This window comes from Clostridioides sp. ZZV15-6388 (assembly GCF_020657755.1).
Classification (GTDB): Bacteria; Bacillota; Clostridia; order Peptostreptococcales; family Peptostreptococcaceae; genus Clostridioides.
In genome coordinates this window covers 166,345-189,726 of sequence record NZ_JAGWCU010000003.1, presented here as the reverse complement: position 1 = coordinate 189,726, position 23,382 = coordinate 166,345, and the positions used below count along the sequence as shown (strand labels likewise).

General features: G+C 30.8%; 18 protein-coding genes. 2 read left to right on the top strand and 16 right to left on the bottom strand.

Translation table 11 applies throughout. The features are described 5' to 3' along the window. Positions 1-306: 306 nt before the first annotated feature. Positions 307-1,806: an IMP dehydrogenase gene (locus KGF48_RS03630; RefSeq protein ID WP_227829241.1), complete on the top strand. Its 1,500-nt coding sequence runs from the start codon at positions 307-309 to the stop codon at positions 1,804-1,806. Between the two features lie 77 nt (positions 1,807-1,883). Here KGF48_RS03630 and KGF48_RS03625 read toward each other — a convergent pair whose 3' ends face one another. The 9 genes from KGF48_RS03625 to KGF48_RS03585 all read right to left on the bottom strand — a co-directional run bounded on the left by KGF48_RS03625 (position 1,884) and on the right by KGF48_RS03585 (position 13,304). Further along, positions 1,884-3,041: a toxic anion resistance protein gene (locus KGF48_RS03625; RefSeq protein WP_227829242.1), complete on the bottom strand. Its 1,158-nt coding sequence runs from the start codon at positions 3,039-3,041 to the stop codon at positions 1,884-1,886. A 118-nt stretch (positions 3,042-3,159) separates the two neighbouring features. Further along, positions 3,160-4,077 (bottom strand): 5-bromo-4-chloroindolyl phosphate hydrolysis family protein, encoded by a 918-nt coding sequence (locus tag KGF48_RS03620; RefSeq protein WP_227829243.1) that lies wholly within the window; start codon positions 4,075-4,077, stop codon positions 3,160-3,162. Positions 4,078-4,360: 283 nt separating this feature from the next. Continuing rightward, positions 4,361-5,479: a 4-hydroxybutyrate dehydrogenase gene (locus tag KGF48_RS03615; protein WP_227829244.1), complete on the bottom strand. Its 1,119-nt coding sequence runs from the start codon at positions 5,477-5,479 to the stop codon at positions 4,361-4,363. A gap of 19 nt (positions 5,480-5,498) precedes the next feature. Next, positions 5,499-6,815: an acetyl-CoA hydrolase/transferase family protein gene (locus tag KGF48_RS03610; RefSeq protein WP_413894780.1), complete on the bottom strand. Its 1,317-nt coding sequence runs from the start codon at positions 6,813-6,815 to the stop codon at positions 5,499-5,501. Between the two features lie 16 nt (positions 6,816-6,831). Then, complete coding sequence (locus tag KGF48_RS03605) at positions 6,832-7,107, bottom strand: hypothetical protein (protein WP_227432694.1); 276 nt, start codon at positions 7,105-7,107, stop codon at positions 6,832-6,834. Positions 7,108-7,234: 127 nt separating this feature from the next. Beyond that, complete coding sequence (gene abfD / locus KGF48_RS03600; protein WP_227829246.1) at positions 7,235-8,731, bottom strand: 4-hydroxyphenylacetate 3-hydroxylase family protein; 1,497 nt, start codon at positions 8,729-8,731, stop codon at positions 7,235-7,237. 175 nt (positions 8,732-8,906) lie between these two features. Continuing rightward, the gene (locus KGF48_RS03595; RefSeq protein ID WP_227829247.1) at positions 8,907-10,298 is read right to left on the bottom strand and encodes an aldehyde dehydrogenase family protein; all 1,392 of its coding nucleotides are present in this window, start codon (positions 10,296-10,298) and stop codon (positions 8,907-8,909) included. 31 nt (positions 10,299-10,329) lie between these two features. Beyond that, positions 10,330-11,874, bottom strand: coding sequence for an acetyl-CoA hydrolase/transferase family protein (locus KGF48_RS03590; protein ID WP_227839259.1), 1,545 nt, complete (start codon positions 11,872-11,874; stop codon positions 10,330-10,332). Between the two features lie 26 nt (positions 11,875-11,900). Continuing rightward, on the bottom strand, positions 11,901-13,304 hold the full coding sequence (locus KGF48_RS03585; protein ID WP_227829249.1) for a hypothetical protein: 1,404 nt from the start codon (positions 13,302-13,304) through the stop codon (positions 11,901-11,903). Positions 13,305-13,731: 427 nt separating this feature from the next. Here KGF48_RS03585 and KGF48_RS03580 point away from each other — a divergent pair, with 427 nt between their 5' ends. Beyond that, positions 13,732-14,604, top strand: a complete 873-nt coding sequence (locus KGF48_RS03580; RefSeq protein ID WP_227829250.1) for a LysR family transcriptional regulator — start codon at positions 13,732-13,734, stop codon at positions 14,602-14,604. 186 nt (positions 14,605-14,790) lie between these two features. Here KGF48_RS03580 and KGF48_RS03575 read toward each other — a convergent pair whose 3' ends face one another. The 7 genes from KGF48_RS03575 to KGF48_RS03545 all read right to left on the bottom strand — a co-directional run bounded on the left by KGF48_RS03575 (position 14,791) and on the right by KGF48_RS03545 (position 23,123). Then, positions 14,791-15,399 (bottom strand): hypothetical protein, encoded by a 609-nt coding sequence (locus KGF48_RS03575; protein ID WP_227829251.1) that lies wholly within the window; start codon positions 15,397-15,399, stop codon positions 14,791-14,793. A 113-nt stretch (positions 15,400-15,512) separates the two neighbouring features. Then, positions 15,513-16,592 (bottom strand): M24 family metallopeptidase, encoded by a 1,080-nt coding sequence (locus tag KGF48_RS03570; RefSeq protein WP_227829252.1) that lies wholly within the window; start codon positions 16,590-16,592, stop codon positions 15,513-15,515. A 353-nt stretch (positions 16,593-16,945) separates the two neighbouring features. Next, positions 16,946-18,091, bottom strand: a complete 1,146-nt coding sequence (gene grdD / locus KGF48_RS03565) for a glycine/sarcosine/betaine reductase complex component C subunit alpha (protein WP_227829253.1) — start codon at positions 18,089-18,091, stop codon at positions 16,946-16,948. A 10-nt stretch (positions 18,092-18,101) separates the two neighbouring features. Continuing rightward, entirely contained in the window at positions 18,102-19,634 is a 1,533-nt protein-coding gene (gene grdC / locus KGF48_RS03560) for a glycine/sarcosine/betaine reductase complex component C subunit beta (RefSeq protein WP_227839260.1), read from the bottom strand. Between the two features lie 252 nt (positions 19,635-19,886). Then, positions 19,887-21,197 carry a glycine reductase complex selenoprotein B gene (gene grdB / locus KGF48_RS03555; RefSeq protein ID WP_227839261.1) on the bottom strand — a complete coding sequence of 437 codons (1,311 nt, stop codon included), beginning with the start codon at positions 21,195-21,197 and terminating at the stop codon, positions 19,887-19,889. A gap of 31 nt (positions 21,198-21,228) precedes the next feature. After that, positions 21,229-21,702, bottom strand: a complete 474-nt coding sequence (gene grdA / locus KGF48_RS03550) for a glycine/sarcosine/betaine reductase complex selenoprotein A (RefSeq protein WP_227829256.1) — start codon at positions 21,700-21,702, stop codon at positions 21,229-21,231. A 134-nt stretch (positions 21,703-21,836) separates the two neighbouring features. Next, complete coding sequence (locus KGF48_RS03545; RefSeq protein WP_227829257.1) at positions 21,837-23,123, bottom strand: glycine/sarcosine/betaine reductase component B subunit; 1,287 nt, start codon at positions 23,121-23,123, stop codon at positions 21,837-21,839. Positions 23,124-23,382: the final 259 nt, after the last annotated feature.

Here is a 23,382-nt window from a genome sequence, read left to right as displayed (position 1 = left end):
AATTAATTTATACTTTCAATAAAAAATGCTCTATACCCAATATTAGTAACAGGAGTATATAAACATAATGCAAGAGATTATATACTAAGAATTAACTTCAAATTAGCTACTACATTAAATAAAACCTTATTTAATATACAGTTTGATTGTGTAAAGCAACATATATTAAACAAATTCAGTTAAAATAGTTTAAATTTTTCAAAAATCTCAATATCTGACAAAATACTTTAATAAAATTAAAGAATAAGTTATAATTAATACTATCAATTATAATAAAGTATAAAAATATTAAGGAGTGATTAAAAAATGGCGTTTTATTTTGATACACCATCGCATACTTTCAGTGAGTACCTACTTGTACCAGGTTTCTCTTCTATTGATTGTATACCTGCTAATGTAAGTTTAAAAACACCTGTTACTAAATTTAAAAAGGGCGAGGAAGCAGATATTCATATGAATATACCTTTAACTTCTGCTATTATGCAATCTGTTTCTGATGACAAGATGGCTATTGCGCTTGCTAAAGAAGGCGGTATCTCATTTATATATGGTTCTCAAACTATTGAAAGTGAAGCTGCTATGGTAGCACGTGTTAAATCTCATAAGGCTGGATTTGTTGTGAGTGATTCAAATATTAAACCTGACAATACATTAAAAGACATACTTGAACTAAAAGAAAAAACTGGACATTCTACGGTTGCTGTTACTGAAGATGGTACTTCAACTGGTAAATTATTAGGTATTGTTGCGAGTCGTGATTATCGTATAAGTCGTATGGATTTAGATACTAAAGTTAGTGAATTTATGACTCCTATGTCATCCATAGTTTATGCTAACAAAGATGTTACTTTAAAAGAAGCAAACAATATTATATGGGACCATAAGCTTAATTCTCTTCCTGTACTTGATGATAATGGTAATCTTGTATATATGGTGTTCCGTAAAGATTACTCTTCTCATAAAGAAAATCCACTTGAACTTTTAGATTCTTCTAAAAGATATGTAGTTGGAGCTGGTATCAATACTAGAGACTTTGCTGAGCGTGTTCCTGCTTTAGTTGAAGCTGGTGCTGATGTTTTATGTATAGACTCTTCAGAAGGTTTTTCTGAGTGGCAAAAGATAACTCTTGATTTTATTCGTGAAAAATACGGTGATACAGTTAAGGTTGGAGCTGGGAATGTAGTTGACCGTGAAGGATTCCTTTACCTTGCTGAAGCTGGTGCTGACTTTGTTAAAGTTGGTATTGGTGGTGGTTCTATATGTATCACTCGTGAGCAAAAAGGTATAGGACGCGGACAAGCTACTTCTATAATTGAAGTTGCTCAAGCTAGAGATGAATACTTTGAAAAAACAGGTATTTACATTCCAATTTGTTCTGATGGTGGTATTGTTTATGACCATCATATAACTTTAGCTTTAGCTATGGGTGCTGATTTTATAATGCTTGGTAGATATTTCTCTCGTTTTGATGAGAGTCCAACTAATAAGGTTAATATAAATGGTAGTTACATGAAAGAATATTGGGGAGAAGGTTCTGCACGTGCTAGAAACTGGCAAAGATATGACCTTGGTGGAGATAAGAAACTTTCTTTTGAAGAAGGTGTTGACTCTTATGTTCCTTATGCTGGTTCTTTAAAAGACAATGTGACACTTTCTCTAAGTAAAGTTCGTTCTACTATGTGCAACTGTGGTGCTCTTAGTATTCCTGAACTTCAAAAAAATGCTAAGCTAACACTTGTATCTTCTACTAGTATAGTTGAAGGTGGAGCTCATGATGTTATGCTAAAAGATAACAGAAACTTATAATATAAATAAAAGTGTAGTTAATTGTAAAACAATCAACTACACTTTTTATTTTAATATAAGTTATTATTTATAAGTTATTATTTAACTGTAAATTCAAGAAGCTTACTTTTTAGTTCACTTTCTATTTTTGATAATTCAACTTCTGCTTCTTGTCTCTTTATTCTACCATCATTTTGTATCTTAACTACTTCATCAATAGTTGATATTAAAGATTGATTAGTTTTCTTAATTGTATCTATATCTACAATGCCTCTTTCTGATTCTTTAGCTGTTTCTATTGTTCCCATTTTCAATGTTTCTGCATTCTTTAGTAGAAGTTCATTTGTCATGTTACTAACTTCACGTTGTGCTTTCATAGCTTGATTCAAATGAGATATTCCAAGAGCAAGTACTATTTGATTTTTCCATAATGGAATAGTATTTACTATAGTAGATTGAATTTTTTCTGCCATTAGATTATTGCTATTTTGAACCAATCTTATCTGTGGAGCCATTTGAAGTGACACCATTCTAGTTAATTCTAAGTCATGAATCTTCTTTTCAAATCTGTCACAAAGTGAAACCATATCATTTACAGATTGAGCATCTTCTGTTGAACCAGACAGACTTGCTTTTTCTCTTAATTTTGGCATCTCAAGTTCTTTCATATCTTTTAGCCTTTGTTTCCCTGCTATAATATACATTGTAAGCTCTTTTGAATAAGCTAAGTTTAATTCATACATTTTATCAAGCATTGCTATGTCTTTCAATATTTTAACTTGATGCTTTTGAAGTTCTTTACTTACTTTGTCTACATTTACTTCTGCACTATCATACTTAGTTTTTAAATTTGAAATTTTATTATTTGCCTTTTTAAAAATCCCTAAAAAACCACCTTGTTCTTTTTCATCAGCTGAAAATGATTTTAAATCAGTAACTAGATTTGTAAGCATATCACCAACTTCGCCTAAATCTCTAGTTTTAACACTCTTTAAAGCGGTTTCCGAAAATCCTGCTACCTTTTTTTGAGCCCCAGCTCCATATTGCAAAATCATATTTGTATTTGTAATATCTATTTTTTCTGCAAACTCTTTTACCATTTTACGTTCAGCTTCTGATAGTTTTTCTTCTTCTGGGTCTTTTTCATTCTTTTTCATTAATAGGTCAGAATTATTTATATCATTTGTTTTTGTTTCTTCACCAAATGGGTCAAGTGTCAGTGTTGGCATAACTGGTATATCATCTAAATTATTCATTCTATACTTCTCTCCTCTTCCTTCATAAAGTACTAATTATATACTTATATCTTGCACATTTTTATCCTTTATAACTAATTAACTGTTCAAAAATAACAGAATATTTTTTATATTACAGTTAAAACTTTCCACCTGTTAATCCCTCTTGAACTAACATATTTTCTAAGACAGTAATATCTGTAGATATGTCAATAGCTTCATCCTCAAATAGAGAATCCAGTTGGTTCTCAAAAGCCACTACAATTGTACTCATTGTACTTTCAATACTCTCCATAGTTGTTGTTATATTTTCTCTGTCTATGCCTTGTTCTTCCAATGTATGATATGAATTTAAAAGCTTCAAAGTAGTTGGAATATAATAATCCATAAATTTTTGTATCTGAGTAAGTTTTGATGGGTCATGTTTTACAACATCAAATATTTTACTCGTAACATCTTCTACTTGTACAATTTTGCTGCACATTGATTCTGATTTAATATTTTCATTAGCTTCTTTTATTTGTCTCAAATAGTCCATTCCCTTTTTAATAATCATATCAACTTCATTACTATTCTCAACTTCATCTTCTTCAACTTCACACACTACATCTTCATACACTGGTGGAATTCCATCTTCATTTGTCAAGACAATTTGATTGTTTCTTTTATCAATATAAGTATTTATAAAGTAATTTTTATCTATCATCTTTTGCACATCTTTTATTATAAATTTTAATGATTTAGATGTGCTTTCTGCAATAAGTTCTACTGGAATAATATTTTTATTACTTATGATTGTACAGTATTTTTTGTAACGAGAAATTTGGTCTCCTAATCTTTTACCTTTAAAAATGCAAACTCCACCTATTATTAAAAATAAAGCACATACTTGAATAGGAAGTATAACTGCCCACCCAATTATAATTGAAATAGTTGACAATACTAAAGCTGATAGTGTGAATAAACCTACTAAACCCCATCCAACTATCTTTAAAAATTTACTTAAAAACGAATTTATTAATACAGATTTTTTAGAAAAATTCTCTGGTTTATACATGATTTATATCCTTTCATTTTTACTAATATTATTATTATATTTCAGTTTGATTATACAATTACTTACTTATTACTGTCAAGGAATTTGAAATTCTACAAATTATTTCAAATAAGGTAATAGACTTAAATGTAAGTACATTTTCTAACTAAAAATGTACTTACATTTAATGCTATACAAAAATAAGAGAACTTAATTTTAAGTAAATTTAAGTCCTCTTACTTTTTATATTTATATAATTATCATTATTTATATCATCTATACTTAATATAAATAAAAAATTGTATCAATAAAGATTTGCAAATATCTCTCTTATTTCTTCTCTACTAAGTTCTACATAATTATTGGCAAGTAATCTCTGTTGATTTGCTATTGTGCTATCAGTAAATTCATCTATCTGACTTTCCACCATTCCATATTCTCTTAAAGATTTCTTAGCTATTAATTTGTTTAAGAATTTCTCTAATTCTCCATAAACATCACAATTAGGGTCACATTCAAGAGCATCTGCTAAAATTTTTGTACATTGTGTAATCTTTCCATTAGGATTTTTTCTAGAGTACATCTTAAATACTTCAGTAAAGAACTGATAATTTGCTTCACCATGTGCAACATGGAAAGCTGCACCTATCGAATAAGATAAAGCATGCACTGCTGCACAACCAGCATTTCCAAAAGCAATTCCTGCATAGTTTGATGCAAGTACAAAGTCCTTAAGATGATTGAATCTCTCTTCTTCTCCTTTAGCCACAATCTTTTTATATCCATCCATAATCATTTTTATAGCCTGTAAAGAATATATTTCTGTAAATGGACTTGCCTTTGGAGATAGATAAGACTCAATAGCATGTATAAGAGCGTCCACTGAGCTTGTTACAAAAAATTTATAAGGCAATCCTTTTACTGATTCTGGAATTAATACTGCATAATCTGCATAAGTTTCTTCTACTGCAAGACCCTTTTTAGTATGCTTAGATTTTAACTCTGCAATGGCTACATTTGTTACTTCACTTCCTGTACCACATGTTGTAGGAACTACCACCAATTCTTTTACTTTTTTAGGTGCTACTTCTCCTTCAAATAAATCAATAGACTTCTCTGGAACATCAAGTGCTAATATCTTGCATATATCAACTATTGTACCTCCTCCAAAGGCGATAATTCTATCGAAATTGTATTTCTTCATTTCTTTTGTCATAGAATCTATCATTTCATCAGATGGTTCACCTGTTCCAAATTTTTCTTGGAAAATTAGATTGGTATCTATTCCAAGAGGTTTCATATATGGTTCATATATAAATTCATTTGTAATTACTAAATCATTTTTTCCTATTTTAAATTCTTCGTTGAATTCTTTAAATGTATCAAAATAAAATATTTTTGGAACTACTCTAAGTGCTTCCATTCTTAACACCCCTCTATTATTAATATTTCTCCTTAAATCTTTTTTCAAACTCTAATGCTAGATTTTCTCTTACACTTGGATGAGCAATATTGATTAAATTTCTTGCCCTTTCTCTAAGAGATCTCCCTTTTAGTTCTGCTATACCATACTCTGTTACGACATAGTCAATATCATTTCTAGATGTTGTTATAGGAGCACCTTCATCAACAATTGAAACAATTTTTGAAATTACTGTACCATCTTTTTTTGTCGTTATTGAAGGCATGGCTATAATTGCCTTTCCATCTTCTCCCATAGATACTCCACGTATGAAGTCAACTTGACCTCCAACTCCACTAAATTGTCTAAGACCCATTGCCTCTGCAACTACCTGTCCCATCAAATCAACTTGTATAGCAGAATTTATAGAAACCATTTTATGTTGTTTCATTATAACTGCTGGATGATTTACATAGTCTACAGGCTTTACTTCAACTACTGGGTTATTATTAGCAAAATCATATAATTTTTTAGTTCCCATTAAAAATGTAACTGTCATTTTTTCTTTATCAAAATTTTTATATTTACCATTTATAACACCTTTTTCATAGAGAGCTAATGTTCCATCTGAAATCATTTCTGAATGAATTCCTAAATCTTTTTTATCTGTTAAAAATAGCATAACTGCATCTGGAATTCCACCAATTCCAAGTTGCAAAGTAGAACCATCTTCAATTAGAGAAGCACAATTTTTACCTATTGCTTCTTCTACTTCTCCTATCTTAGCAGGTTGCAGTTCATATAAAGGTTGTGACTTTTCAACTATATAATCAAACTCTGATATATGAACTACTTCACCATAAGTTCTAGGAAATTGGTCATTTACTTGAACAATTACTGTTTTAGCAGTTTTAATAGCTTCGTAGGTATAGTCAACTGATGTCCCTAGACTACAATACCCATGTTCATCTGGTGGAGTCACCTGTGCTAAAACAACATCACATTTTAATCTTTTTTCTCTAATTAATTTTGGTACTTCATGAAAGAATGCAGGAGTAAAATCTCCATCTCCATTTTCGATTGCCTTTCTTACATTTCCACTTACAAACATTGGATTTACTCTAAAGTGAGTTTCCATTCCCTCGCCAGTATATCCACCACTCCCTAGACTTACCATATGCTTAATCTCAACGTTTTTATACTGTTTTGCATTTTCAATCATAGCCTCTACTAGTACAGGAGGCTCACCTACACAATGTGCAAATACTACTGTATCCCCATCTTTAATATGCTTTACAGCGTCTATAGCAGTACATAACTTACTTTGATACAATTCTCGCCAATTCAATGAAATCACCCCATCTAACTCTTATTTAAGCTTCACAAATTGCTGATTCTATTATATTTATAGCTCTTTCTATATGACTAAAATCCCAAATTTTAATATATGATTTTTTAACTTTATATTGTTGGTAGGATGCACATAAAGTTGTGCATCCTCCAATTATAAGTAATAAATCATATTCTACATCTTCTTCTGCTACACTAAAATCTACTCTACCATTGAAGTGCTCTTTGATTATTGCAAGAGCCTTCCCTCTTTCGTATCTAGGGTTACAGCCCCCACAAAATCTAACTCCACAGGTCATGTGTAAATTCTCCTTCTAAAAATCTCTTTTTATAACTCAAACTACTACTTCATAATTATTCTTATACGATATATTTTTTCATTAATTAGTATAAGTCGATATATCTTCCCATTTATATATCAACTTTTTATAAATTTAGAGCTTTCTCTTTTTTTATTCCTGCAATTGTCTTAGCTAATTCTTTCTTCTGATTTATATTTCCTTGTCTTGAAATCATTATTCTTTGTGCTTGTGGTGAACCTGCTCCATGCATTGACTCAGTTCTATAACCAACAGCAGCTGAACCAAGACATATATTTTCTAAGAATCTTAATATTCTCATTCTTTCTTCTGTTGAAGCTACTGAAGAAGCTTTAAAATATTTATTACATACTTCACCTATTGTCATTCCACTTGTTCCAACTTTAACATCTGATTTAAAGTCTTTTTCTGAAGGCATAGTAACCATAAGCCCACCAGCTATATCTTCTGCAAGTCTTACTATTTCATAAGGGAATCTAGTTACATTTTGTTTACATACATTTGCAAGAAGTAAATCTATTTGATAGTTTCCAGCCTCTGTCTTATGTCCTTCTGATGAACATGCTATACCACAACAATATAAGCTTTCATTAAGGTGAGTCATTTCTATTAATTTATCTTTTATATGAGAAGCTTTATTTGCTCCATTGTAATCAGCTGCTAAAGCTGCTGCTCCTATTATTACATCACCTACTCCAACTTTACATCCACCATAACTTTGTCTATGATAACCAGCAAATCTTTCTACCAACATACCAGAGAAATCCCACTCTCCACATAAGAAAATTCTATCATTTGGAACGAATACATTATCAAATACTACTAGAGCTTCTTGGCCTCCAAACTCCTTATTCCCTAAATCAACATCTGCTCCCTCTTCTAATTTTCTAGTGTCACAAGATTGTCTTCCATAAATCATAAACACACCTTCAGCATCTGAAGGAACTGCAAATGATACAGCATAGTCTTTATCTGCTTCAGTCATACTTATAGTAGGCATTATAAGATGTTCATGTGAATTTATTGAGCCAGTTTGATGTGCTTTTGCTCCTCTTACCACTATTCCATCTTCTCTTCTTTCAACTATATGAAGAAACATATCTGGGTCAGGTTGAGCACTAGGTGATAATGCTCTATCTCCTTTAGGGTCAGTCATAGCTCCATCAACTACTAAATCGTTTTCTTGTATATAAGTTAAGTATTTTACAAAATTATCATGATAATTAGTTCCATGTGCTTTATCACACTCAAATGTTGTTGAATATACCGCATTAAAAGCATCCATACCTACACATCTTTGGAAACAAGAAGCTGTTTTTTGACCACATAGTCTTTGCATTTTAACTTTTTTTATCAAATCATCAGTACTTTGATGAAGATGACCAAATCTATTTATTTTTTCTCCTGTAATATTTGAAGTAACTGTCATTAAATCTGCATATTCTGGGTCATGTGCCAAATCATAAGTAGCTGCTACACAATTTATAGATGGTCTAATCATTGGATGGTCAACCCAATTTTTAACCTCTTCACCAAACATATAAACTTTAGTATTTAATTTTCTCAAACTTTCAATATATTGAGCTCCTGTCATTAATGCCATAATAAAACCACTCCTTCTTTTTTATAATAATTTTTATTTATGTTAATTTATAATACTTCCTTCTTTTGTTCATCTCTCAATTTTTTAAATTAAATTCATTTTTAGTTTAGATTCATTTTAGATTAAAATATATTTCTATTTTAATTTAGAATGAATACTTTTTTATACTTGAATTTTATCCCCAAAGCTCTTCATCTGTAGGTACTTCATTTTCTGGCATATAATAAGCAATTCTAGAAATATTAATTAAATGTTTGTAATCAAGATTTTCAGAAATACTATTATTTCCCCAAGAACCACAACCTAAAGTGTTTGTAGGTGCAAGACCATTAAAGAAGCTTCCTCCAGCACTTGTAGCACAACATTGATTGATTACAAATCTTGATACTTCTATATTTTCTCCTGCATATTCTATATTCTTAATTGTATTTGAATGTATAGATACACTATGTCCTTTTCCTTCTACATTTAGATTTGCTTTTGCAATAGCTACACCTTCTTCAAAGTCTTTATATTTATATGCAGATATAACTGGACACATTTTTTCTTTTGCAAGTATGTCTTCTTCACCTGGCCCATCTGCTTCTATCACTATTATTTTTGTATCTTTTGGTATTTCAACACCTGCAATGTTTGCAATTGCATGAACTGATTGCCCTACTGCATCTTTATTCATAGATTTATTGACAAACATGGCATTTCTAAAAGCTTCTTTTTGTGCCTTATCTCTAACTATAAAGCCTTTGTTACTTTCAAATTCATCCATTACTTTATCAAACATTTCTTCTGCTACTATCACTGATTGCTCACCTGAGCAAATTATACCATTATCAAATATTCTTCCAGCTATGATTTTAGGTACTGCTTCTTTAATATCTACATCTCTGTCTATGATACATTGGACATTTCCTGCTCCTACACCAAGAGCTGGCTTTCCACTTGAATATGCAGCTCTTACCATTCCCATTCCACCAGTAGCAATTACTACATCTGCTGATGAAATTAAATTTCTCGTATTTTCTCTTGATTGTTGGTCAAGTATTTGTATTAGATTTTCTGGTGCTCCGATTTTTTCTAATTCTTCATTAATCATATCAACAGTCTTAGTACTACATCCAATTGCTTTATGATGTGGTGTTATAATAATTGCATTTCTTCCCTTTAATGCAAACATAGCATTACTCATAGGTGTAACTATTGGATTTGTACAAGGAGTTATTGCTGCTACAACACCAATTGGTTTAGCAACCTTTGTTATTCCTGTTTCTCTATCTATGTCAATTATACCAACTGATTTCTTATCTTTTAAATTATTGTATATAACTTTCGCTTTGCTTTTATTTTTAGCTACTTTATCTTCATATACACCCATTCCAGTTTCTTCTACTGCAAGTTTAGCTAAATATTCAGCGTTATAGTATACTACCTTTCCAACTATCTTCACTATTTTATCCACTTGTTCTTGAGTATAGCATTCAAACTCTCTCTGAGCTTTTCTAGCTCTCTCAATGTATCCATTAATATATTCTTTGCTTAAATCTTCAAAGTTTTCTACTGCTTTTTCCATTTTTAATATTCCTCCAATTTATTAAATATTTTTATAATGCACTTTTAAAAGTTTCTGACTTCTTCATTGTACCTGTACTCATAAATTTACTATGCCATGATAAAGCTTCATCTAATATATGAGGAGTTTGTTTTGCTCCATTTTGACATGCTCTATTTAGGTAATCCATAAGTTGCTCTTTATAATCTGGATGAGCACAATTTTCTATTATCTTAACAGCTCTTTCTCTAGGTGCAAGACCTCTTAAATCAGCATACCCTTGCTCTGTTACAATTACCATTACATCATGTTCAGTGTGGTCTACATGAGATACCATAGGTACTATTGACGATATATCACCGTTTTTTGCAATTGATTCAGTACTAAATATAGTTATTGCTCCATTTCTAGCAAAATCACCAGAACCACCGATTCCATTCATCATCTTCGACCCCATGATATGAGTTGAGTTTACATTTCCGTAAATATCAACCTCAATTGCAGTATTCATTGCAATTACACCAATTCTCCTAGCTATTTCTGGATTATTACTAATTTCTTGAGGTCTCAATATAATCTTATCTTTAAAGAAATCTATATCATTCTCAAATTTTATTAATCCTTCAGGTGATGGACTTACGGATGTAGTTGATGCCATTGTGACTTTACCCATTCTTATTAAATCCAACATTGAATCCTGCACAACCTCTGTATAACAAGTTAAATTTTCAAACTCAGATTCACATAGTCCATATAAAACTGCATTTGCTACACTTCCTACACCAGATTGAAGAGGAAGTAAATTTTTTGACAATCTACCTGATTTTACTTCTTCTTTCAGAAAAGCAATAATATTATTTGATATCTTTTTTGAAGCTTCATCTACAATACCCAATGGACGTGTCTTATCCTGCATATTAGTGATTACTATACCTGCAATCTTATCTAATCCACAAGGTATATATGTTGTTCCAATTCTATCTTTAGGATGATTTATTGCTATAGGTTTCCTGTTTGGAGGATTTTCTGTGATATATATATCTGCCATTCCTTCCATTTCCATTGGTTTTGCAAGATTTATTTCAACTATCACTTTATCTGCACTTTTTATAAAGGATGGCGAATTTCCTATACCACTAGTAGGTATAATATCCCCATTTTTAGTTATTGCAAGTGCTTCTACTATAGCTACATCTATTTTAGGTATAGTCCCATAATTTAAAAATTGAGTAGAATGACTTAGATGCATATCTATATAATTGACATCACCTTTATTAATACTGTTTCTAAGTATTGAATTAGTCTGATAAGGAAGTCTTCTTTCAATTATACCTACTTCTGCCCATGCTCCGTCCACTTCTGGACCTAAAGATGCTCCTGAATACACAGTCAATTTTATCTTCTCTCCACTTTTAGCCCTTTCTGAAACCGCTAATGGTACTGCTTTTGGGTAACCTGAAGGTGTAAATCCACTAAGTCCAACAACCATCCCATCATTTATAATTTTGGCAGCCTCATCTGCATTCATAATTAAATCACATAATTTTTTATTTCTTAATCTTTCGCTTAATTCTTCAAATACTCCTTCATTATTCATAAATATCCCCCCATATAAAGTCTTATTTACATTGGAAGTTTGTGTAAAACTATAACCAATATAACTTTAGTTAACAGTGCAAATGGATATGTAGCACCATATCCTGCTGCTGGGTCATCGCTATCAAGAGCATCAACAGCAGCTCCAAGCCCTGGTGTTGATGTCATACCACCACAGACAGCTCCTGATAGTAAAATCCAATTTAGTTTGAATACATACTTACCAACTAAAAATCCAATCATCATAGCTGTAATTCCTACTACTATGGCTACTAAAGCTAGATGCATACCAGATGTCATAATTGAATCAACTACTTTACCACCATATCTTAATCCAACTATTGCTAAGAAAAATACTAGCCCTATTTGTTTTAGAATATTTAATACTTTTTCTTCCATTCTGAAATTTACTACACCTATCTTACCCACATATCCAAGTACTAGAGATACAATTAGAGAACCACCAGTTGCCCCTAATGTAAAGTATCCTAATGGCCCCATGAACACGTGTATTCCTCCAACCAAATATCCAGCAAGACATGTTAAGAAAAATGTTATTATATTAAATGGAACTTCTGGTATCGTTTTACCACCAACACTATCTCTAGCTTCTTTCATTTCTTTTTCATATTTTCTTCTTTCTTCTCTGAGGTCCATTCTAAATATTTTAGGAAGGAAATTTACTCCTAAAATTACTATTAATACTCCAAAAGGATATGCAACTGCATGCCCTATACCAACACCTGCTTCAGCATATGCGATATACTTATCTATTTGCTCTTGAGTTAGTGATGTAGTTGTAGCTACATCCAATTTTCCCTCTGGGTCAACTACTTTTAATATTTCTTTTTTATCTTCTATTGATGCTTTCTCAAACTCTTTTGATACATCTTCTGCATGTTTACCAGCTGTTTCTAAAGCAGCAGCTAGACCAGGTGAACTTGTTAATGCTCCTGTATAAACACCAGAAACCTCATACGCACTACTTCCTTTATTACTTGATAACAAAGTCATTGCATAAGTCATAGAGCCTCCTATAAAAGTTATAAGAACTCCTAAAACTACAAATCTAGCCCCATACTTCTTAAGTACGGCTTTCATATCCTTAGCAGCTAATAAACCAACTGCTGCAACAAATATAATTAGAAAAAAATCAAAGAAATCAGAAGAAATAATTCCATTACCCATCATGATAGTTGCTGCCTTATACCCTGCTGTTGTCTCTCCTTTTGCTATTACTGAATTTCCTAAGCTATACACAAACCATCCAATAAATAATCCTGTAAATAATGCTCCTGACACTCCAAAATTAAACTTCCCAAATTTAATTTTTCCAAATAATATTCCTGTAATTACAGCAGCAAACATAAGGACAAAAGGGTTCATTAAAAAATCCATTAACTCAAACTTCACCAAACCACTCCCTTTCATTTTTTGTTATTAAATTAACGATAATTATTAAAAAATATATCTCTCCCCTCTTTACAAACTTTGCAAAATTATATTTTGTTATTAAATTAACATTTCTGATTAAAAAAATTTCATATCTCTAATGTTAGTTTTTTATGTTACAATTTAGTTGACAATTAAATTACATAAATACTAATTATTTTTAGATAGTTAAATTTTTAATATTCATTGATATAACTACGTTTCAAATAGTTGTTACTTAAATTATGTCAGCTGTTATCTTTTGTTAATTTAATAATAGCACTATTCTTAATAGATTGAAAATATCAAAAACTTATGATATGATAGTTTAAAACTATTCTATTTTTTTACAATAATATACAAAACTTATATTGTTGTTAATTATATACTTGTCACTAATTACATAAATGAAAGGAACTATTAACCAATGAACATAAATTATCTATATTATTTCCAGACTGTTTGTAAATATAAAAACATGACTAAAGCAGCAGAAAGTATTCATATTTCTCAACCATCTATAACCTTAGCTATTAAAGAATTGGAAAAAGAACTCGGTTTTGAACTTTTTTTTAGAATAGGTAATAAAATAGATTTAACTCCTGAGGGGAAGCTCTTCTTAGATAAGGCAAAAAATTTCACGAGACAATTTGAAGATTTTCAAAGTGATGCACTAGATTTAGGAAAAAAAAGAAAAGCATCTCTTAAAATAGGAATTCCTACAGTTTTAGGTACTTTTTTACTTTCAAAGATACTACCTAGATTTAATGTAATTTATCCAGATATTGAGCTTAAAATTTTTGAAGTTCCAACCTTCGTTGGTGCCAAAATGATTGAAGAATCTACACTTGATTTTTGCATTGGTATAATTGATAGTGATATTTATGATGATATAGATTCAAAAACAATCTATAAAACAGAATTATATTTAGTTACAAATCCTAAAAATGAATTAGCAAAACAGTCCATTATTTCAAACTATATGTTGAAAAATATTCCTTTTGTCATACTATCTGAAGGTTCTTATCACTACAAAATTATTACAAAAAGACTTGAGAAGGTTAAACCAAATATAATTTTACACTCAAATCAGCTTTCTACTATTCGTTATTTATTAGAAAATGATTTAGCTTCAACGATACTATATAAAGAAATATTTCAAAATACCGAAAATCTCTGTTCAATTCCTTTAGAACGTGCAATTACTGCTAATATTGGTGTTCTTTGGAGAAAACATCAATATATATCTCATAGTATGAAACTTTTTATTGAATATATGGCTTCTATTCATATAAATTAATATTTCTACATATTATGTAAATACAGCATTATACATATTTTGATAAATATTATAAGTATTTTTGAGTATCAGTATAACAATAAAATATATTATCTTAAAAGAATTACAATGATATACACTCATAACTTAAATATTATTATACTGATACCTTTAATATTAATTTTATCTATTTTAATACTCATATTTTTAATTAGGTTTACTTGGACAACCTAACAAAAAACCCACACATCCAGATACAAAATCTCTCATCTGGGAAATAGTTCCTAGAGATGCGGTTGCTGGTGTTGTAAAATTTCTCACAATAAAAAGTACTATTAATGCTACTACACAAATCACAGTAGCTATAACAATTTGTAATTCACTAGTTTCTCCTTCTTCAATCTCTTCACCATTATTAACAGTCACTTTTTTATCATTATTTTGATAATTGTCACTTTCTAATTCAAATCCAATAGTATTTTTCACATTCATTATATTATTTTGACTTGGTAATTGACCTTTATTAGAAGAATTATCATCTATAAAAATATTTGAATATGCATCCGTATTTGTAACTTTTCTTGAAGCTCTACTTATAAAATTAGCACTTAAAAAGTATCCAAATATCGCTGCTGAAGTAGTTCTTACTACTACATCAATAGTGCTAGTATCTTGTGAATTAACTTCATTTACAAACAAATTGTATATAGATTCAAACATGAGTATTGCCATGACAATTATAAGACATCTATCTATTAATTTAATTTTATACCAGGCTTTTTTTATGTTTTTCATAAACTTATGTTTTTTATTCATAGATATTATCACCTCACATAATAAAATTAAGCCCTCTTTACTAAGATATGTAGAGAGGGCTTAATGGTGAGATTACAATATTATTTTGTGTAAAAAATTATATAAAAATCAAATTATTTGTCTAAAATCATCAAATCTTTAGGGAATTTAGTTAACCTTTCTGGTCCATTTTTTGTAATTAAAACAGTATCTTCTATTCTAACTCCTCCCCATCCTGGGAAGTAAATACCTGGTTCCATTGTTATTATACATCCTTCTTCTATTATTTTATCACCATAATTACCAATAAAAGGCTCTTCATGAACATCTCTTCCAACCCCATGTCCTATCCCTTGATAATAGTAATCTTCATATTTCTTAACAACTTTTCTTATTTCTGCATCTGGAATTGTAGCATGTACACCAGCCTTCATGTTTTCAACTCCAACATCTTGTGCTTCTCTAACTAAATTATAAATCTCTAATTGTTTTTCAGATGCTTCTCCCACTATAAAAGTTCTAGTTGTATCAGAAATATATCCATTGTACATAGCTCCATAATCTATAAGTACAAAGTCACCTTTTTCTATAACCTTGTCACTTGGTTTACCATGAAGTAATGAAGTTTTTGCTCCTGATATCAATATAGTTTCAAATCCTATATTTTGAGCTCCATTCATTTTCATAAAATATTCTAGTTTTGTAGCTAATTCTATTTCAGTAACTCCAGCTTTTATATGTGGAACCAATTCTTCTAACGCTTTATCAGCTATTTCACAAGCTTTCCTTGTATTTTTAATTTCTTCTTCGTCCTTTACATATCTAAGAGTCTCTACAATATTTTCTGTAGGTATCAATTCTCCTCCATCTTGTTCAACTAGATTTTTAAGTTCTTCATATTTATCAAATACGATATTTGTTCTTTCAAATCCAAGCTTTTTTATACCTACTTTATCACATACACTTTTTACAGCTTTTGCCACACTTCTATCAAAATTATGCCAGTTTACAATTTCAAAACCTTTACAAACATTTTCCGCAAGCTCCATATATCTACTATCAGTAACTAAAAAATTTCCATCTTTACAAATAACTGCATATGCTTCTTCATCAGGAAAGCCACTTATGTAATTTACATTCGTTTTTTTTGTTAAGTATAATGCATCAAGTCCCTTAGCTTCTAACAATTCTACTACTTTTTCTACTTTACTCATGATTTTGCCTCCAAAAAATATTTTTTATTTTAATTATATTATACCACTAATAATGTTATTTTTTATCTTATAGATACTTTACTTCTAAAAATTTTTCATATATTATTAATATTATTTATATATTTCCACTGATTTTTTACTTAGCATAAGTAACGACAAATAAAACAGAAATATTATTATGATACAAATTCATGATATTTCTGTTTTATAAGTTATAATTTATAAATATTTAATTATCTTTATATCCTTACTTTGGTAATAAAAATAATATAAGTTGAGTAACAAAAAGAACATATAGTTATAGCCTAAAAGACTATAACTATATGTTCTTCATTTACATGTATAATTTATATTTATTTTGCAGTGTATCCAGCCTTGATTAAAGTTTCAACAGCTAAATCACCTTTAGCATCATTTACAAGAACTATTGGCCCTGTACAACCCATACCACTTTCAGCATAGATTCCATTTTTCCATAGTTCAGATACTGCATCTTCTAAATCCATTATATCAACACCAGCTATTTGACGAGTAACAACCTCTTTATCTGGCATTTTAACTTCTACTTTTTCAGTTTTAACTTCTTTTTTAGTAAGAGAAGCTATAATATCATCAAATTTTGCACCTTTAACTTTTGCAAATTCACTTCTTGCAATATTATTTATTTCTCCCTTTACAACATCATAAGCATATTTTAATGCATTGGCTACTACTGGAGAACCTGATGCTCTCGATACTATAAGTACTCTTCTATCATAGTCTTCTCCAACTCCAGGGCCATACCCAAAGCCTTGAGCTTCATAGTCTCCACCTGTAGTATATGAAGAAAATACTTTCATAAATATATTTCCAGATAATGTATCAGTAACCATAACATCAGGTGCACCTACAAGTAAATCATTACCTCTCATAACACATCCACCATCTGCTCTAATTGAATCCGCAAATTCTATATCATATCCATTATCTTTTAACTCTTTTAAACTTTTTTCAACTTGTCTAGCTCCATCAACATTAAGTATTCCAACTTTTGGGCATTTATTTCCCATTGATTTGGCTGTAGCAATACCATAAATAGCATTTCTTACCATTGCTTCTATTCTATTAGTAGCACTTGTTCCTGTTGTTGTTGCAAGTATCATTTCTTTTCCTTTTGCTGGAGTTATTACTCTACCTACTGTAGATACTCCTATTGGAAAATTATAATGCATAGTAACACAAGCATCTATATATCCTGAGTCTAATAATTCTTCCATTTTTCCATGCATTTCTTTTTCATCATTAACTTCAACTACTTCAAGGTCAGTTTCCACCTTTGGTCCAATAAGTACTATATCAAATAAATTAGATTTTGCTAAGTGTGCACCATTAACCATGTTCTCTACACCATGTTCACTTCCAAGTGTAGTCACACCAATTCTTATTTTTTTGCCAAATTCGCCGCTTTCTATTGCATTAGCTACTTCTAAGAATACATCTGCGATTACTTTTTTTGACATATCCTCACCCCTATTCTTCTAACATATCTAATGCTAGTTTTTTCATAGATTCAGCTATTATCTTCTTAATTTCATCTTTAGATATTCCTGAAGTCTCTTCAGTAACACCTGTATTTCTTTCAGCTATAAAAGATACTCCATCAAATAAATTAGTCATTCTTCCTAAGAATAAACTACCTTTTCCAACTATCATAGCTCTATTTCTATCTCCTGTAGTTAAATCATCTATTAAAAATCCTATATAAGGAGCTCCTGATGGTATATGTCCTTGAGTTGGTGCCCATCCTGGTAATCCTTTATTAGCTACAAAATCTTTTAATTCTTTCTTCTCTAAGTCTCCACGTTTAACAGCAAGTGCACCTATCATTTTGTAGTTTGCTTCTGGAACATCTCCTGCTCCTGCTGGCTTAGTTATATCTGGATTTTGCATTTCAACTGAATATACATCAACATCTGTTATTTTTAAATTAGCTCTATCAAGACCTGAAGTTATAAGTGCTGTCATAACTGCTTGAGGTGAAGAACCAGTTCCCACTGTATGCTTACCTGTTAAGTCAGTTCTTATAACTGGGTTTATACCATCATTTTCAGATACAAGTACTGCAAATCCTCCAACAACATCTTCAAGTACAGGAAGACCTTTTTTAACGTGGTCTTTAGCATTCATTCCAAGTTTAGCGCTTGCTCCACCTGCTACTACCATTACATTTTTGTGTATTCCAGATTTTACTAAAGCTGCAGCTTGAATTAATGCATGTGTTGGTGCTGCACAAAATCCTCTTGTATCAGAACCAGTTGCGTTTTGAAGTCCAGCTATTTCAGCTATTGATTTAGCAAAGTTTCCTCCACCTCTTTGGTTTATATCTCCACAAGCTTCTTCTGAACACTCAATAACATAATCTATTTCAGCAGGGTCTATTTTGCTATGTCTTAGCATTTGAATAGCAGATAAAACTCCAGATGCTTTTACTACTAAATTTTCAAACATTGTATGAGCATTTAAGTTAACATCTACATCATGTGCTCTTTTTACATAGCCAACGAATTTTCCATCATGGTATAATCCTTCTGCTATGTGTGTTGCTACTAATTCCTTACCTTCTTCTATATCATCACCCTTTAATTTCCCTACAAATGGTGCAATTTCAGGGTAGTTATTTTCGATTTTTGGTTTTACTTCATCAATAAATTCTTGTGACAACTTTACTAAGTCAAATGCATCACTTATTTGCATTAAAGCTATAAACTCATCTTGAGGCATTATTTCACCAAATTTACCATTTCTAGTTCCCTCAACTTTTTGTTCACACCATGGCATTGGTAAATCTCTTAATTCTTCTGGTCTTCTGTTTCCTATGTAAACTTGATTTGGCATGTAGTTAACTACATCCTCGTAACTTCTTATATGACTACCTACTTCTTGTAAAAATTCTGAATCTGGATTTGTTGCTCTTTCAACTGTACAAGTACTTCCATTTTGCACTATCATATCTGGAGTATGAATAAGTACATAGCCTGCCCCTTTTAAAACTGGATAAGTCATTTTGTGCACCTCCATAAATTTTATGAACACCTAATTTTAATTTCATTAAAGACTTCAATTATTATATTTTTATTTTATTGTATATTTGATTTTATTCTTTTTTTATGTATTTTGGTATTTTTTAAGATTTCATGAATGAATAACTCACATTTACCCATTCATGAAATCTATATTATTTTTTTGTGTATAGTTATTTTTTATTTTTAGTGTGTGTTTATATTTTTATCTATATAATATATATGTGTGTTATTTTTATTTTTCAAATACTGTTTGACCATCTACTTCTGTAGTTAAAGCGTTTAATGCTTTTTCTACAAGGCCTCTTCTTAGGGCTTTTTCTTCTGTAGGGTCAAGTGCTGGATTTCCAAGTGGATGAGGTATTGCTATAGTTGGAACTATTCTGTTAGCCCCTACTGTTAACGAAATAGGTACTACTGTACACATATGAACTACTGGAAGTCCAGTTTTTTCTATTTCTTTTACCATCGTTGCACCGCAACGAGTACAAGTACCTCATGTAGAAGTTAAGATTACTGCATCTACACCATCAGCTACCAATGCTGCTCCAATTTCAGAAGCATATTTTTTAGAGTTTGCAACAGATGTACCATTACCTACAGTTGTATAGAAAGTTTCATGTAATTTTCCTATTACACCTTCTTTTTCTAACTCTCTAAGAACATCAACAGGTAATACTCTATCTGCATCTAAGTTTGCATATACTGGGTCATATCCACCATGTGCAGTTTCATAAGTTTCTTCTGTTAAATCCATAACTCCTGCTATAGAATAAGTTCCATATTTAGAAGCTGAAGAAGATTCTATTCTATCTGGATTTCCTTTAGGAACTATACCACCAGAAGTAACTAAAGCTATTTTGCATTTTGATAGGTCTTTTACAGGATTACTTGGGTCAACTCTATCAAAGTTTGGCATTGGATATTCAGTTTCAAATGGCTCACCTTTTATTTTCTTAACTAACATGTCAACAGCTCTCTTAGAACCTCTGTCTTCATGGAAGTAGTTAACTCTTATTCCTCTAGCTATGTATCCTTCTTCTTTAGGAGTTCCAATTTCTTCTTCTTTAGCAAGTTTTATTGCAAGTTTAGCTATCTTAGGAAGTGCTTTTCTCATACCTGCTGCAGAATCAGAAGTTTCTACTACATAAACATCCTTTTTGAACATATCTGCACCTGGATTTTCAATGTACATACCTGTTAAAGCTGGTATATTTAAAGCCTCTTTTACAACTTTAGTTATTGTTCCAGCAGCAACTCCGTATCTACCAGCGTTAAATGCAGGCCCAGCTATGAAAAGTTGTGGTTCAAAACCTTTTATCATTGCTAAAACTTCTTCACTTGCACTATCTATATTTTCATTGAAATAACTGTCTCCGCACACTACTGTACCAACTATTTCAATATCTTCACCTAATAATTTATCAAGTTGTAAACTTATTGGAGGTAAAGTTTCTGCCACATGTGGCTTAGTATCAGCTTTTTCTTCTCCACCTATACCAGCAAAGAACTGATTAATATAATGTACTGCTCTTAGTTTTCCCATCTCTTAGTTTCACCCCTTTTGCTTTTAGGCATTAAAATTTGCAAAATTCTTCTCTTATACCAGACATTTCTTCTGCTATTTCTTCAACTTCTAAAACCATTTCCATCATACTTATTTGATCTTCATATACAGTGTCATCAAATAATTCTTTCATTTGTTCCTCTACAACATGGTAAACACTTAATCCTAAGGCAACTCCAGCAAGTGGTCCAGCGAAAGTTGGATCCCCTGCAGTTACTGTTTCGGCTGCAAGACCTGCAGCTTCGGCTTCAGCAGCACCTAGTAAAATCACAACATTTTCAGCTCCGAATTTATCAGCAGCTTCTTTAACTCTGTTTTGATTTTCTAAGTCCATAGCCCCAGCAGCTGTTCAGACAAAGCATTCTGTAGATGAGAAAACAACCTCTGCTCCTTCTACTGTTTTTACACATTCTTCTATTGCAGGTCCTGGTATACCATCACGGTCACCTATTATAAGAACCTTTTTATTACTAAGTAAACTCATAATAATCCTCCTTATTATATTTCTAATTATTTATATATCTATAACATTCATTATGTTTTGATAGATTTATTTACAATCTTTTTAATTGATATTACTCAATCATAATATTACTAAATCGTTTAATGAAATAAATCTTAATATCCTTTAGCAGTTAAATGACCAAATCCTGTTTCATTAGTTGCACCTGTTATAGCTTGGATTTCAACTTCAATAGTTCCATCAGCTTTTAAACTTCCATCAGAACCACCAGCTATTACATCTACTACTTCTAAATGGCCAATTACCTTATCTAACTTAGGAAGTACTACAACTTGGTTAGCATTTCCACCTGTTACAACAGCATCTGCTCTTACATCTGCATCTGCAAGTGATTGAGAACCTCCATCACGTCCAGCATATTCATCTGTAACTATAACTGTTTTTACACCTTGCATTTCTATTTTTTTGCAGTTCATTATAAGGTCAGTATCTGGATTTCCAAAACCTTCTTGTGAAACTATAACTGCATCTAATCCTAAGTATTTACATAGCTTAGAAGTCCAGTTTGAAGATCTTTCTTTATCTGCTAGGTAAACATTTTCATTAGTTATAATTACACCTACAAAATTTATATCTTTACCATGTCTTGCATATAAGTCTTCAACAACTCCATTGTTTATATGAACATAACTTGGGTTTTTGTCACATGCAGAAACACAGTTACCACTTACAATTGCTCCGTCCATTAATTCTGTTGGATATAATAATGTTGGCACTATTTGTTTTGCATCTACACCATATACATAAGTGTCATGTAATAATCCTTGAGTTTGAAGCATGTAAACATATCCTACTTTTGGAAGTTCTGGATACTCTTTTATTGACTCAAGAAGAGGTTTAGTTTCATATACTGAAACTTCATCTGGAGTAAGATTTCTTGCTGCTTCTCCTAAATACATTGCTGCTTTGAATCCTATCATTCTAACAGCTTTCTCATGAGCATATTGTTTTAAACCATCAATAGGTTCAGCTACTACTACTACATTATTTAATTTAGAAAATGGAGTATATTTAGCTCCTTCTCCAGTCATATCTACTATACCTTCTTGGAAACCTACTATCTTTCCAGTAGTTACAACAGCTACACCTTTTAAAGCATGAGTTTTTCCTTCTCCTACAGTGTCAACCTTTGATATGATACCTGGGAATATTCCCCCATTACCTTCAACTTTTACTCTTGGCTCAATAACATCTTTTACAGGTGTTATTCTTATGCTTTCACCTGGACGAGCTAATTCTATATCTATAGACTTAATATGCTCATCTCCACCAATTTCTTGTAGCATCTCTTGCTTATTGATGAATAATACTCCATCTTTCACTTCTGTTACATCACCAAATTGAATATCTTTTATAAAGATTTTCCCTAATTCAAGACGCATACTTGCACCTCCTGTTATTTAATTTTGTATATATGCATTTGAGTTTTTCTCAAAGTTATATCAATATTTTCTAACTTATTTTTAAAGATGTTTCCATATTATGTTTTTATGTCTTGATATTTGTTTTATTACTAAAAATTCTTTATCGTAAAAAAAATATTTTATCTAAAATTATTTTTTTAACAAACTTAGACATAAAAACCTTTTTATTTTACTTCTAGACTCAAATAGATTTTTTCTTTGTTTTTGTTAATATTAT